This is a genomic window from Streptomyces sp. NPDC048523 (genome assembly GCF_043199815.1).
In the GTDB taxonomy this organism is placed as follows: domain Bacteria; phylum Actinomycetota; class Actinomycetes; order Streptomycetales; family Streptomycetaceae; genus Streptomyces.
Window position 1 is genome coordinate 1,630,354 of sequence record NZ_JBICWQ010000001.1, and the last position, 13,330, is coordinate 1,643,683.

The 13,330-nt window shown below is 71.6% G+C and carries 14 protein-coding genes; 6 read left to right on the top strand and 8 right to left on the bottom strand.

Annotated elements, in window-relative coordinates:
• The first annotated feature begins 75 nt into the window (after window positions 1–75).
• Together ACGFWE_RS07425 and pssA are read left to right on the top strand one after the other, a co-directional pair.
• A complete protein-coding gene (locus ACGFWE_RS07425) occupies window positions 76–732 on the top strand; it encodes a phosphatidylserine decarboxylase (protein ID WP_393598963.1) in 657 nt (218 codons plus the stop codon).
• 22 nt (window positions 733–754) lie between these two features.
• Window positions 755–1,573, top strand: a complete 819-nt coding sequence (gene pssA, locus ACGFWE_RS07430; protein ID WP_280854046.1) for a CDP-diacylglycerol--serine O-phosphatidyltransferase — start codon at window positions 755–757, stop codon at window positions 1,571–1,573.
• Window positions 1,574–1,630: 57 nt separating this feature from the next.
• Here pssA and ACGFWE_RS07435 read toward each other — a convergent pair whose 3' ends face one another.
• The 5 genes from ACGFWE_RS07435 to ACGFWE_RS07455 are packed head-to-tail and all read right to left on the bottom strand — an operon-like array spanning window position 1,631 to window position 6,446.
• Window positions 1,631–2,902, bottom strand: coding sequence for an ABC transporter substrate-binding protein (locus ACGFWE_RS07435; RefSeq protein WP_393598537.1), 1,272 nt, complete (start codon window positions 2,900–2,902; stop codon window positions 1,631–1,633).
• Window positions 2,899–3,981: a branched-chain amino acid ABC transporter permease gene (locus tag ACGFWE_RS07440; protein WP_393598539.1), complete on the bottom strand. Its 1,083-nt coding sequence runs from the start codon at window positions 3,979–3,981 to the stop codon at window positions 2,899–2,901. Before ACGFWE_RS07440 ends, ACGFWE_RS07435 begins: the two co-directional genes overlap by 4 nt.
• Window positions 3,974–4,864 carry a branched-chain amino acid ABC transporter permease gene (locus ACGFWE_RS07445; RefSeq protein ID WP_393598541.1) on the bottom strand — a complete coding sequence of 297 codons (891 nt, stop codon included), beginning with the start codon at window positions 4,862–4,864 and terminating at the stop codon, window positions 3,974–3,976. The genes ACGFWE_RS07440 and ACGFWE_RS07445 overlap by 8 nt, the downstream gene beginning before the upstream one ends.
• Entirely contained in the window at window positions 4,861–5,646 is a 786-nt protein-coding gene (locus ACGFWE_RS07450) for an ABC transporter ATP-binding protein (RefSeq protein WP_393598543.1), read from the bottom strand. The genes ACGFWE_RS07445 and ACGFWE_RS07450 overlap by 4 nt, the downstream gene beginning before the upstream one ends.
• A gap of 5 nt (window positions 5,647–5,651) precedes the next feature.
• On the bottom strand, window positions 5,652–6,446 hold the full coding sequence (locus ACGFWE_RS07455) for an ABC transporter ATP-binding protein (RefSeq protein WP_352381404.1): 795 nt from the start codon (window positions 6,444–6,446) through the stop codon (window positions 5,652–5,654).
• A 180-nt stretch (window positions 6,447–6,626) separates the two neighbouring features.
• Between ACGFWE_RS07455 and ACGFWE_RS07460 the strand changes: the two genes are divergently transcribed.
• The gene (locus ACGFWE_RS07460; RefSeq protein WP_352381406.1) at window positions 6,627–7,823 is read left to right on the top strand and encodes a helix-turn-helix domain-containing protein; all 1,197 of its coding nucleotides are present in this window, start codon (window positions 6,627–6,629) and stop codon (window positions 7,821–7,823) included.
• Window positions 7,824–8,195: 372 nt separating this feature from the next.
• On the opposite strand, the gene ACGFWE_RS07465 is transcribed toward ACGFWE_RS07460, so the two are convergent.
• Window positions 8,196–9,314, bottom strand: coding sequence for a glycerate kinase (locus tag ACGFWE_RS07465; RefSeq protein ID WP_352382515.1), 1,119 nt, complete (start codon window positions 9,312–9,314; stop codon window positions 8,196–8,198).
• A gap of 168 nt (window positions 9,315–9,482) precedes the next feature.
• On the opposite strand from ACGFWE_RS07465, the gene ACGFWE_RS07470 reads away from it, so the two are divergent.
• The 3 genes from ACGFWE_RS07470 to ACGFWE_RS07480 all read left to right on the top strand — a co-directional run bounded on the left by ACGFWE_RS07470 (window position 9,483) and on the right by ACGFWE_RS07480 (window position 11,927).
• On the top strand, window positions 9,483–10,562 hold the full coding sequence (locus ACGFWE_RS07470) for an ADP-ribosylglycohydrolase family protein (RefSeq protein WP_352381408.1): 1,080 nt from the start codon (window positions 9,483–9,485) through the stop codon (window positions 10,560–10,562).
• A 40-nt stretch (window positions 10,563–10,602) separates the two neighbouring features.
• The gene (locus ACGFWE_RS07475) at window positions 10,603–11,097 is read left to right on the top strand and encodes an NUDIX hydrolase (protein ID WP_352381410.1); all 495 of its coding nucleotides are present in this window, start codon (window positions 10,603–10,605) and stop codon (window positions 11,095–11,097) included.
• A gap of 92 nt (window positions 11,098–11,189) precedes the next feature.
• Window positions 11,190–11,927 carry an NAD-dependent deacetylase gene (locus tag ACGFWE_RS07480; RefSeq protein ID WP_393598546.1) on the top strand — a complete coding sequence of 246 codons (738 nt, stop codon included), beginning with the start codon at window positions 11,190–11,192 and terminating at the stop codon, window positions 11,925–11,927.
• Between the two features lie 57 nt (window positions 11,928–11,984).
• On the opposite strand, the gene ACGFWE_RS07485 is transcribed toward ACGFWE_RS07480, so the two are convergent.
• Window positions 11,985–12,371, bottom strand: coding sequence for a hypothetical protein (locus ACGFWE_RS07485; RefSeq protein ID WP_393598548.1), 387 nt, complete (start codon window positions 12,369–12,371; stop codon window positions 11,985–11,987).
• A gap of 20 nt (window positions 12,372–12,391) precedes the next feature.
• On the bottom strand, window positions 12,392–13,270 hold the full coding sequence (locus ACGFWE_RS07490; RefSeq protein ID WP_393598966.1) for an FHA domain-containing protein: 879 nt from the start codon (window positions 13,268–13,270) through the stop codon (window positions 12,392–12,394).
• Between the last annotated feature and the right edge of the window lie 60 nt (window positions 13,271–13,330).

The following is a 13,330-nucleotide window of genomic DNA, read 5'->3' on the forward strand; positions in this document are numbered from 1 at the left end:
CCCGCGACCGGTACGATCCCGGTAAGCCGCCGTCCCCCGTCTAGTGCGCGGCATCATCCGCTACGAAGGTCATCCATGCCCCACAGCCAAACCTCTGCACCTCGCGACAGCCGGGCAGGCGTACGCCTCGCGCGCGGAGCATCGCCGTGGCTCCTGCCGACCGTCGCCACCGCAGCACTGAGCCTGGTACGCGCGCGCAAGTCCGGCGCCGCCAAGGCCGTCGCCGTGCCCGCCACCGCGCTGGCGGCGGGCATGCTGTGGTTCTTCCGCGACCCCGAGCGCGAGATCGCCCCGGGCCGGGTCATCTCGCCCGCCGACGGTGTGGTGCAGAGCATCATGCCGTGGAAGGACGGTCGCACCCGCGTCGCGATCTTCATGAGCCCGCTCAACGTCCACGTCAACCGCGCGCCGCTCTCCGGCACGGTGACGTCGGTCGAGCACATCCCCGGTGGGTTCGTTCCGGCGTTCAACAAGGAGAGCGAGAACAACGAGCGCGTCGTCTGGCACTTCGACACCGAACTCGGTGACATCGAGATGATCCAGATCGCCGGCGCGGTGGCCCGTCGCATCGTCCCCTACATCCCGCAGGGCACGAAGGTCGAGCAGGGTGACCGCATCGGTCTGATCCGGTTCGGCTCGCGCGTCGACATCTACCTGCCCGAGGGCGTGGAGGTCGCGGTCGAGGTCGGGCAGAAGACGGTGGCTGGGGTGACTCGCATTGACCGTGATTGATCCTGAGACCCAGGCGGGCTGGGTGCCCGAGGCCGACGAGGTCGACGACGACGAGGAGATGCCTCTTTCTCTCCGCCTGTCGATAGCGGACACCCTCACCCTCGGCAACGCCACGTGCGGCTTCATGGCGGTGTACTTCACCACCACCGGCATCCTGATCCCGCACCTGACCGACAGCCAGGAATCCGGCATGGCGCGCAACAGCGCGGCCACGGCGGTCATCCTGATGCTGTGCGCGGCGGTCTTCGACCTCTTCGACGGCCTGGTGGCGCGCAAGCTGCGCTCCTCGCCGATGGGCGCCGAGCTGGACAACCTCTCGGACCTGATCAGCTTCGGCCTCGCGCCGGCGTACTTCGTGCTCGTCTACGGCATGGTCGCCGACGACGCCTCGCAGCGGGTGGCGGCGGTGGGTGCCGTGGTGGTGCTGCTTGCCGTGGTCCTGCGCCTGGCCAGATTCTCCTGCGTGACCGTGGCGAACGGCATGTTCCAGGGCATGCCGTCCCCGTTCGGCGCGCTCACGGTGGTCGCGATCGTGCTGCTGGAGCTGCCCTTCGTGGCGACGCTCCTGGCGATCCTGGGCACCGCGTGGCTGATGGTGAGCCGGGTGGAGTACCCGAAGCCGCGGGGGCGGCTCGCGGTGGCGATGCTCTCCTGGATCGTGCTGGCGATGGGGCTGCTCGCGGCCTGGGCCTTCGGCGCTCCCAGCGGCCAGCTCCTGCTCCAGACCGGCTGCGCCCTGCAGCTCGTCATGGGCGCCGTGATCCCCTTGTTCGCCACGGCCCGCCGGGTGAACAACTTCCGGGGCAACCGGCGCGAGGCGCGGGCGGCGCAGCTGCCGTAGCGGTTATTGATGGGTGAGGGGCTCGAACCGACGCCGGTTCGAGCCCCTCAGCCGTTCTCAGGCTCCCGGGGTGTACGTCCTGGCCACCTCCGAAGCGCCGGCCTCCCGTACGACCTTCATGCCGCCCGTGACGCTCTTGTCCGGCTGGAGGATCACGCTCTCGCGGGAGGACGGGGACGCGGGGTCGGTGAAGTCCTGACTGACGCCGAAGCCGATGTCGTAGGAGTCGATCGACAACAGGGCCTTGTCCACTCCCTCCCTGCTGAGGTCCTTGTCGGAGCAGGCCTTCTTCAGCGCCTCGCCGAAGGCCGACGCGGCGGTCCAGCCGGCCACGATGCCGTTGTCCAGCGAGGCGTCCGGGTAGGCGGCCCGGTAGTCGGCGACCAGTTTCTTCGCCTGCGGGGTGTCCGCGCCGATGGGGAGCGAGGGCGAGGCCACGTAGTAGTTCCTCGTCAGGGCCGGGCCCGCCTGGGTGGCGAGGAGCTGCGGTGCGAAGGCGGAGTTGTTGCCGATGACCGGTACGGCGAAGCCGCTCGCCGCCGCCACCCCGACCAGCGAGGCCGCCTGGCGCGGGCCCGCGCTGAGCACGATCGCCTTGACGCCGGCCTGCTTGAGGGCGGTGACCTGGGCGGTCATGTCGTTGTCGGTGGGCTTGATCTTCTGCTCGACGACGGTCAGCCCGGCCTGCTTCGCGATGTGCTTCGAGCCGGCCAGGGCGCTCTCGCCGTAGTCGCCCTCGAAGTAGACGTGGCCGATCCTGTCGCCCTTCTTCAGCCCCTTCTCCTTGATCAGGAAGTCGACCGCGTTGATGGTCTCGATGTCGTAGGTGGATCCGATGACCCGGATGTACGGGCTGCCGAGCAGCGCGGCCGACCATGCCTGCGGGAGCACCAGCCCCTTGTCCTGGCCGTCGATGCGCTGCTTGACCGCGGCGACGAAGGGCGAGCCGATGAACTGGGTGAAGCCCAGCACCTTCGGTTCCAGCTCGGTGTAGCCGGAGACGGCCTTCTGCGGGTCGTAGCCGTGGTCGCGGACGGAGAGGGCCACCTTGTAGCCGCAGACGCCTCCGGCGGCGTTCAGCTGCTTCACGTACAGCTGCTGGGCCTGGGTGACGCTCTTGCCGAGGGTCGCGTAGACGCCGGTCATGTCGGTGAGCGCGCCCAGTGTGATCGTCTTCCCGGAGATGCCCTCCCCGGTCTTCACCCCGCCCGCGGCCGCCTTGTCGCCGTCCCCGTTGTCGGAGTCCTTGGCCTTGGAGCTGCATCCGGCCAGCACCAGCAGCGCGGCGAGCGCGCCCGCGGCGGCCCTGGCGCCGTATGTCCTGATCATCGTTTCTCCCCTGGGTGGGTGGTGACTCGACGCCGTACGGCCGTCCCGGTCAGGCCGCCGGGCAGGAACAGCACCACCAGCACGACGGCGGCGCCGTAGAGGTACCGGGATGCCTCGCCCGGTGCGACGCCGCCCGTGCCGGGGGCGGAGACCAGCGGCAGCGCGTCGCTGTAGCGGGTCAGCAGTTGCGGCAGCAGGGACACGAACACGGCCCCGGCGACCGCCCCGGAGACCGAGCCGAGCCCGCCGATGACGATCATCGCGAGGTATTCGAGCGAGAGGGTGATGCCGAAGTAGTCGGGCACCGTCCGCTGGAAGACCAGCGCGAGCAGTACGCCCGCCAGACCCGCGTACATCGACGACAGCACGAAGACCGCGGCCCGCTGCCGGGCGACGGGCACGCCCAGCACACCGGCGGCGATGCGGTGGTCACGGATCGCGTTCATGGCCCGGCCCGGCCGGCCGCGCAGGACGCCCCGCGCGAACAGGGCGCCTGCCGCCAGCAGGACCAGACCCGCGTACCAGAGCTTCTCGGCCGACCCGAACGGCACGGCGGCGACGAGGAGTTCCCGGTCGTCGAAGGTGAGGCCGAACAGGCTCAGCGGCGGGACGTCACGGCCGTTGGCGCCGCCGGTCAGGTCGTGGGCGTTGAACATGACGTGCTGGCCGATGAAGACGAGCGCGAGCGTGGCGATGCCCAGGTAGGCGCCGCTGAGCCGCCCGGAGATGGGGCTGAACAGTCCGCCCGCGACGCCCGTGACCCCGACCGCGAGCACGGCCGCGAGCCAGGCCGGCAGCCCGAGTCCGGTCAGCCCGTCGCCGCCGTCCGCCGCGAACACGCAGTAGCCGTAGGCCCCGACGGCGAGGAAGAAGGAGTGCCCCATGGAGAGCTGGCCGGTCGCGCCGGTGAGGAGGTTGATGCCGATCGCGCCGATCGCGGCGGCCATCGCGAACAGGCCCGCCTGGAGCCAGAAGCGGTCCAGGTAGAAGGGCAGGGCCAGGAGAAGGACGGCTGCGGCGGTCCAGAGGTACGTCCGCGTGCTCAGGAGCCTGAGCGGTCTCGCCAGGGCCTCAGACACGGGCGAGCTCCTTAGTGCCGAACAGCCCGGCGGGCCGTACGAGCAGGATCGCGACCATCACGAGGTAGGGGGCGAGGTCTCCCAGCCCGCGGCCCAGGAAGGTCAGATCGCTCTGGTAGCCGGTCGCCAGGGACTCCGTGACGCCGACCAGCAGGCCGCCCACCAGCGCACCCGTCGTGGAGTCGAGGCCGCCGAGGATGGCGGCCGGGAACGCCTTGAGCGCGGCCAGCGAGGTCGCCCGCTCCAGACCCGGCGTCGGGAACACGGTGAGGAACAGGGCGGCCACGGCGGCGAGTCCGCCCGCCACCGCCCAGGCGCCCAGCGACACCCGTCCCAGCCGCACCCCCATCAGCGCGGCCGTCTCCGGGCTCTCGGCCGCCGCCCGCATCGCGACTCCCCACGAGGTGTACCGGAACACCAGCAGGAACGCCGTGATGAGCAGCGCGGCGGCCGCGAACGCGGCGATCCGGGTGTGGGCCAGGGAGACCGGCCCGAGCCTCAGCACCGTGTCGCCCCACGGGTCACCGAGCGTCAGGACGTCCGTGCCGATACGGCGGGTCAGTTCGGTGGTGAGCAGGATGTCCACGCCGATGGTGACGATGGCCAGGACGCTGTGGTCGCCGCCCCGGTAGCGCCGCATCACCAGGAACTCCACGGCGGCCCCGACCAGCGCGGCACCCGCGATCCCGACGAGCAGCGCGGGCCAGAAACCGATGTCGTCGTGGAGGACCGCGGTGACGTATCCGCCCGCCAGCAGCAGGGACGCGTGGGCGAAGTTGACGACCTCGGTGGCCCGGAAGATCACCACGAAGCCGAGTGCGATGAGCGCGTACACCGACCCCAACGAGACGCCGTTCAGCAGGATCTCGGCGAAGGTGCTCATGACGCTGCCCCCAAGTAGGCCTGCACGACGGCCGGATCGTTCTGTACGTCGGCGGGGGCGCCGTCGGCGATCCGGCGCCCGAAGTCCAGTACGGTCACCGCGTCCGCGAGCCGCATCACCACCCCCATGTCGTGTTCCACCAGCACGATCGAGATGCCGAGGGAGTCGCGAACCCCCGCGATCACGGCGGCGGTTCGGCGCCGTTCGTCGGCGGTCATGCCTGCGACCGGCTCGTCCAGGAGCAGCAGGCGCGGTTCCATGCAGAGCGCGCGGGCGAGTTCGGCGAGTTTCTGCCGGCCGTACGGCAGGGAGCCCGCCGGCTGTCCCAGACAGTCCGCGATGCCGACGAACTCGGCGATCTCCCGGACGCGTTCGCGGTGCAGCCGTTCCTCGCGGGCCGCCGACGGCAGCCGGAGTCCCGCGGCGAGGAAGCCGGTCCGGGTCAGCCGGTGCCGGCCGAGGAGGAGGCAGTCCTCGACCGAGGCACGGGGCGGCAGCGCGAGGTTCTGGAAGATGCGGGCGACGCCGAGGGCGGCGATGCGGTGCGCGGGCATGCCGGTCAGCTCGTGCGCGCCGAAGCGGACGCTGCCGGCGGTGGCCCGGTGGACACCGGACAGGACGTTGAAGCAGGTGGACTTTCCGGCGCCGTTGGGGCCGATGAGGGCGTGGACGGTGCCGGGGGGGACGGTGAAGCCGACGTCGTCGAGGGCGGTGAGTCCGGCGAAACGGACGGTCAGGCCCCGGACCTCCAGAGCATCCTCCTGGATCCGCAGGGATTCCATCGCCGTCACCCCTTCCATCGCGTGAGGACCCGGCCCGTCGCCCGGTCCGCGTCGGCGGCCGCGTCCTCGTCGACCACGCCCAGGTAGCGGCGGCGGACCTCGTCGGAGGCGGACAGTTCGGCGGCCGGACCCGACAGGGTGACCTCGCCGACTTCGAGGACGTACGCGCGTGTGGCGAGCCCCAGGGCGAGGGCCGCGTTCTGTTCGACGAGGAGGACCGAGGTGCCCTGGGTGTTGATCTCGCGGACGGTGTCGGCGATCCGCCGGGCCATGAGCGGGGCGAGGCCTAGGGAGGGTTCGTCGAGCAGCAGCACGCGCGGGGCTGCCATCAGGGCGCGGGCGACGGCGAGCATCTGCTGTTCGCCGCCGGACAGGAGTCCGGCGCGCTGCGCGGCGCGTTCGGCGAGTACCGGGAACAGTTCGTGGACGCGGTCGAGGGCCGCGGACCGTCCCTGACGGGTGCCGCCCAGGGCGCCCGCGCGCAAATTGTCGGCGACCGTCATGCGGGCGAACACCCGTCGCCCCTCGGGTACCTGGCAGACGCCGGCGGCGACCACCCGGTCCGGGCTCAGCCCGTCGAGTCGGCGGCCGTCCAGGGTGACCGTGCCCTCGGTGACCGCGCCGCCATGGAAGGCGAGGGTCCGGCTGATCGCGCGCAGCAGTGTGGACTTGCCCGCGCCGTTGCCGCCGAGCACCGTCACCACGGCGCCCGCGGGAATGTTCAGGGACACCCGGCGCAGGGCGCGCACGGGGCCGTATCCGACCGACAGGTCTCGGACGACCAGTCCGGCTCCGGTCATGGACTCCCCCCTTGTCCGACTCGGTGTGGCGCTCACCCCAGCACCGGCGCGGGCGTGCGTCCACGGCCCGCGGCACAATCGCTGCGGGTGCCCAGCGGGCCGGTGCCGCCGTTGTGCGCGCGCACAACACCGCGTGTCAGGGGCCTGTGCGCGGGCGGGTCCGGGTGGCATCCTCCGGCCATGGGAGGGCGACGGCCGCGGACCGGTCATGACTGGAAGCTGCTCGCGGAGTCCTGCACGGCGCTGCTGGATCGGGTGCCGGAGCTGGTCGACGAGCACCTGCGACAACTCACCGACCACTCCCCCGTCTACGGGCAGGTGCTGGCGTACGACCAGCAGTGGCGGGAGGCGGAGGAGGCGATACGGATCGGCATCGAGACGATCTCCGCGCCACGGGACTCACCGCGGCGCGACCTGGAGTACGCCGAGGACGCGGGCCGGCGCCGGGCCCACCAGGGGCTGCCGCTGGACCTCCTGGTGCACGCCTACCGGAACGCCGGCTATCTGGTGTGGGACGCGCTCGTGGAGGGGACGGCCGGGCGGGAGCCGGAGCGGCTCGCGGCGCTGATGCGGTCGACGACGATGGTGTGGTCGGCGGTGGACGCGCAGGCGCAGGCGGCGTCGGAGGCGTACCGGGCCACCGAGGCGGAGCTCAGACGGCGTACCGACGAACAGCTCCAGGCGCTCCTCGACGCCCTGCTGGAGGGCCAGGCGACTCCCGGGCTCGCGGCGCGGGCGGCGGCGGGGCTCGATCTGCCGGAGCACGGGCGGTACGCGGTGGTGGTGCTGCGGGCCGAGCGGCGGGAGGCGGCCGAGCGGCCGGTGCGGGGTGCCGGGTTCCGGTTCATCTGGCGGATGCGGGCGGACGGCGAGGTGGCGGTGGTGGCGCTCGCGCCCGGGCAGGGCCTGGACGGGGTGGCGCGTGCGCTGGAGGGGCGCTGTTCGGGGCCGGGCGGGATCAGTCCGGTGGTGCCGGGGCTGGCCGAGCTGGGCCGGGCCCGGCGGCTCGCCGAGCTGGCGCTGCGCACGTGTCCGCCGGACGCCACCGCGGTCGTACGCCTCGATCAGCGGATGCCGACCGCGCTGGTGGTGAGCCAGCCGGAGCTGGCCGACCGGCTGGTGAAGGACGTGTTCGGCACCCTCCTGGAGCTGGAGCCCGCCGACCGGGCCGTCCTCCTGGAGACCCTCGACGTGTGGCTGGTCTGCGAGGGTTCGGCGGGCCGGGCCGCGGGACGGTTGTACTGCCACCGCAACACGGTCTTCAACCGCCTACGCCGCCTGGAACAACTCACGTCCCGCTCCCTGGCCCGCCCCCGGGACCTGATCGAGCTGACACTGGCATTGGACGCGTATCGGTTGTCGGGGGTGCGGGGGTGAATGTGGGGCGCTCGGGGGGGGCGGGCGGCTGGGCCTGGACGGCGGCTCAGCTTGGGCACCGGCCGGCTTCCGGGGGGCGGCTCGGCCCGGACCACGGGCAGCCCCGGTACCGCTCGCCTCCAGGCAGCGACTCGGCCCGGACGGCGCCCGCGCCTGAACACCCGGCCCGGATCACGGCACGGCCCCGCACCTGCTCGACTCGAGGCAGCGGCTCGGCCCCGTCAGGAGAGCAACGCGGCCGACGGCTCGACCGGGCCGGCAGCTCGGGTCGGCCGCCGGCTCGGTGCCGTTGCCGGCTCGGGCCGGGCAACGGCTCGGGCCGGGCAACGGCTCGGGCCGGGCAACGGCTCGGCCCGAGGATCGTGCACGCGGTCAGATCAGGAAGTCGCGGCCGATCTGCTCCGCCACGTTCTCCAGGATCGGGCCCGCCTCGGTGATGCACTTCTGGATGTCGGGCTCGACGTCGGTGAGTGGGTAGGCGCGGCGGATGCCCGCCCGGCCGAGGGCCTCCGGAGGCAGGGCGAGGCGGCCGCAGACGGCGACGACCTCCTTGTCCTTCGCGCGGGCGGCCGCGGCGACGCCCGCCGGGGCCTTGCCGTGCAGGGTCTGCTCGTCGAGGGAGCCCTCGCCGGTGATCACCAGGTCCGCCCACTCCAGCGCGGGCGCGAAGCCGAGGACGTCGAGCATGACCTCGATGCCGGGCCGGAACGTGGCGCCGACGAGGAGGGCGCCGTAGCCGATGCCGCCGGCCGCGCCCGCCCCCGGTGCGGCGGCGTACTCGGCGGCTTTCGCACCGACGGTCTCCTCCAGCACCTTCGCGTAGTGGGCGAGGGCGCCGTCCAGGGCCTCCACGTCGTCCGGGGAGGCGCCCTTCTGCGGGCCGTAGACCGCCGGGGCGCCCTTGGGGCCGGTCAGCGGGTTGTCGACATCGCTGGCCAGGATGAACTCGACGGCTGCGAGCCGCGGGTCCAGCCCCGAGAGGTCGGCCGAGGCGAGGTCGGCGAGGCCTTCGCCGCCGGGGGCCACGGGCTCGCCGTCGGCGTCCAGGAAACGCGCGCCGAGCGCGGAGAGCATGCCGGCGCCGCCGTCGGTGGTGGCGCTGCCGCCGACGCCGAACACGATGGTGCGGGCACCGGCGTCCAGCGCGGCGCGCAGGAGCTCTCCGGAGCCGTACGTGGACGCCGTGAGCGGGGCGAAGACGCCCGCGGGCAGCCGCTGGAGCCCGCTGGCCTCGGCCATCTCCACCACGGCGGTGTCCGCGCGTACCGCGAACGCGGCCGTGATCTCCTGCCCGAGGGGCCCGGCGACCGCCACTTCCCGGCGCTCGAACCCGGCCGCGACCGCCGCGGCGACGGTGCCGTCACCGCCGTCGGCGACGGGCAGCGACTCCACCGCCAGGTCCGGCACGACCCGGCGCAGCCCGGCCGTCACCCGCTCGGCGACCTGTACGGCCGTGAGCGAGCCCTTGAACTTGTCCGCGGCGATGAGCACGCGCTGTGTCACGTCTTCCCCTTGCTCTCCGGGCCTCGCGCACGTCAAGGCCAGTCGCGCCGCTGCGACCTTAACCGGAGACGCCCCCCGACGTCATGCGCGGCCCAGAGGCTGAGAAGGCCCTGCGAACCGTCTGTGCGGTGCTCCGGAATGGGGTAAACCGGAGCTATGACCCTTGTGGGCACTGAGCCGGAACTCGCCGACCGCATCCTCGGAGGCTGGCTCGGCCGGATCGCGGGCAACATGCTCGGCAAGCCGGTCGAGCAGGGCGACCTGTGGACGCGGGACCGGATCGACCGCTATCTGCGCCAGGCCGCCGCGCTGCCCCTGACCGACTACCTCCCCGAGCCCGTCGGCGAGAGCGACGGTTTCGAGCTGCGGCCCGAGTGGCGCGAGTGCGTGCGCGGCCGCATCCACGGCAGCTGCCGCGACGACGACGTCGACTACGCCATCCTCGGCCTCGACCTCCTGGAGACCCACGGCTTCGCCTTCAGCACCGAGCAGGTGGGCGACCTGTGGCTGCTGAGGCTGCCGTATCTGCAGACGTTCACCGCGGAGCGGGCCGCCTACCGCAACCTCGCCAACGGGCTGAAACCTCCGCTGACGGCGACGTACGACAACCCCTGCCAGGAGTGGATCGGGGCGCTCATCCGCGCCGACATCTACGGCTGGACCTGCCCCGGCGCCCCGCAGCGCGCCGCCTCCCTGGCCCGCCGGGACGCGGTGCTTTCGCACACCGGGAACGGTGTGTACGGGGCGATGTGGGCAGCGGCGCTGATCTCGGCGGCGTTCACCGTGGACACCGTGCGGCAGGCGGTGGACCAGGCGCTCGCGGTGATCCCCCCGAGCAGTCGCCTCGCCCGCACGGTTCGCCGGGTGGCGTCCCTGCACGACACCCGGATGACCTGGGAGGACACGCTGGCCACGGTCTCGGAGGAGACCGCCGGGCTCGGCTGGATCCACAGCGTCCCGAACGTGGCTGTCCTGACCGCGGGGCTGCTGTACGGCGACGGCGACTTCACCCGCACCATCGCGCTCACCGTCCGGGGCGGCCTGGACACCGACTCCAACGGGGCCACCGCGGGCTCGGTGGCCGGGGTGCTCACCGGGGCGGACGCGATCCCGGACCAGTGGAAGGAGCCGCTGGAGGACCGGGTGCGCAGCGCGGTGTTCGGTTTCGACGGGGTCCACATCACCGAACTGGCCGAACGGACGGTGCGCTTGGCGGGAGTGGAGGCCACCCGCTGAGCGGGCGAAGGCGGCCGCCGAGGCTCGTTACCCTTCGAGGATGACCACCACTCCTGACTTCGCCACGTACATCGCCGGTCTTCCCCGGATCCTCGCCGGTGCCGCTGCTCTCTTCCGTGACGCCTCGGGCCGGGTCCTGCTCGTCGAGCCCAACTACCGTGAGGGCTGGGCACTTCCGGGCGGCACGATCGAGTCCGACCAGGGTGAGACCCCGCGGCAGGGCGCGCGTCGCGAGACGCTGGAGGAGATCGGCCTGGACCGCGAACTGGGGCGGCTGCTGGCGGTGGACTGGGTGCCCGGGACGGCCCGCCCCCCGCTGGTCGCCTACCTCTACGACGGCGGTGTCCTCGGCGACGACGACCTCAAGGCGATCCGGCTCCAGGAGGAAGAGCTGCTGTCCTGGCGCCTCGTGCCGCGCGAGGAGCTCGCCGACCATCTGCCGGGGGCCCTGGGCCGCCGGGTCGTGGCCGCGCTGGACGTCCTGGCGGACGGCTCGGGCACCGTGGAGTTGGAGAACGGCCACCGGGTGGGCTGATCCCGCGCGCTGTCGGTGCTCATGACGGCTCGCGCCCCGGCGGTGGGAAATCCGCTCGCCGCACCCGGATCACCCGCCCTACCCTCGGAACCATGGCCAAGCCCCTCGTCGCGCTTCTCAGCGGCGCCGGTATCTCCACCGACTCCGGAATCCCCGACTACCGCGGCCCGAACGGGCTGTGGCGCAAGGACCCCGAGGCCGAGAAGCTGGTGACGTACGACTACTACATGGGCGATGCGGAGATCCGCCGCCGCTCGTGGCAGATGCGGCGAGCGAACCGCGCGCTGAACGCCGAGCCCAACGCGGCGCACGTGGCGGTGGCCGAGCTGGAGAAGTCCGGGGTGCCGGTGCGGGTGATCACGCAGAACGTGGACGGGCTGCACCAGCTCGCCGGGATGCCCGCCCGCAAGGTCCTCGAACTGCACGGCACCGCTCGGCAGGTGGTCTGTACGAAGTGCCACGCCCGTGGTCCGATGGAGGACGCGCTCGCCCGGGTCGAGGCCGGTGAGGCGGACCCGCCGTGCCTGACGTGCGGCGGCATCCTCAAGTCGGCGACCGTGATGTTCGGCGAGCGCCTCGACCCCGTCGTCATGGGCGAGGCCGTCGCCATCACCAAGGCCTGCCAGATCTTCATCGCCGTCGGCACCACCCTCCAGGTCCAGCCGGCCGCGGGCCTCGCAGGTGTCGCCGCCGACCACGGGGCCCGTCTAGTCATCGTCAACGCCGAGCCGACCCCGTACGACGACCGCGCCGACGAGGTGATCCGGGAGCCGATCGGCACGGCACTGCCCGAACTCATGCACAGGATCAGGTCGTCCGGGGGGCTGTGATCGATGCCGCTGGACCGGCGGCAAGCTGCGGGCAGATCTTGCGGCCCGTGTCGGGCGCTACAGCCCGATGGCGTGGAGGACGGAGTCACCGACCGGCCCCAACCAGGCCGCGAGGGAGGACAGGGCTCCTGCGAGGGTCCCGCCGGCGGTGACGGCTGCACCCGCAGTGGTCACCAGTCTGGTGATCTGCACCAGACGCTGGGCCATGGTGGTGCGATCAGGAGCGGGGGAAGCGAGTTCGGCATCCAGGGACGCGACTTCGGCGTTCACCTGGCTCGCGACATCGGGCGGGAGTGCCAGGCGGTCGAGCTCCGAGCGCAGCAGACCGAGCATGGCACGCGGATCCGTGGTCATCGCGAATTGTCCGTGCTGGCCACCGTGAATGGTCTGGTCGCCGGCGACGTTGTTGATGTTGCCCTGTTGACTGCCGATATTGAAGCTCACTGGATGTCGCCTCGCATGAGTCACCGGCGGCGCACGGCCGCGTCGAACGAGCGTTGCCGGGACGCGGCGATGACGTGCATCACCAGCCCGGCCGTCATCAGGACCGTGCCGACGCCGGCACCTGCCCAGCCGAGGAGGAACACCGGAAAGCCACCGATCTCGGTGCCGAACATGTCTCCCGGGTCGGGCCATTCATTGGGATCCCCGGACACGGGATCCCCGATATGACCCATGAAGCGCAGAATTCCATAGGCGAAGACAGCGAAGCCGATCAAGAAGAGTACGAAGCCGAACAGAATGATTCTTCGTGCTCTCGTGCGAGCCGCCGCGATCTGCCGGAGAAAGCTCTCCTGCCTTTGATCGACATACTGGTGACCACCCACGTTGTTGATGTTGGCACCGTACTGGTCACGCACATCGAATCGCGGGGCGCTGTTCACTTCCGGCATCAGGACGGTGCCCTGTGCGGTTTCACGCTCCTGCGGAGCACTGCCGGGCCATTCGTAGCGCATACTCACGCTCCCCAAGGTGAGCACATCACCGTCGTGCAGCGCCTGCGGTGCGGCGAGAGGACGATCGTTCACCGAAGTGCCGTTGGCGGAACCGAGGTCTTCCAGGAGCACGTCCGCTCCCGAACGGAGCAGGATTGCGTGCCTGCCGCTCACATACGGATCGTCTATCCGAATGTCGCAGCCGGGATCCCGACCGAGGACCGACCTGGCGGCGGACAGGCGGAGAGGGGATCCATACAGGCGCGATGGACGAATGAACGTGAGCTGGGGATCGGAGCGATCTGGATAACTCGCCATAATCCCACCCTGGTGAGGACTGGATGGAGGAATCGTGGCATTCGCCGCGGTTTGTTCATAACCCGCACAGAACCTGCCATTTCTCATCATAATACACCGATAAGTGAGGAGTGCCGAAGTGAACACCGATGCCCGAGCTGAAGCGGCTGC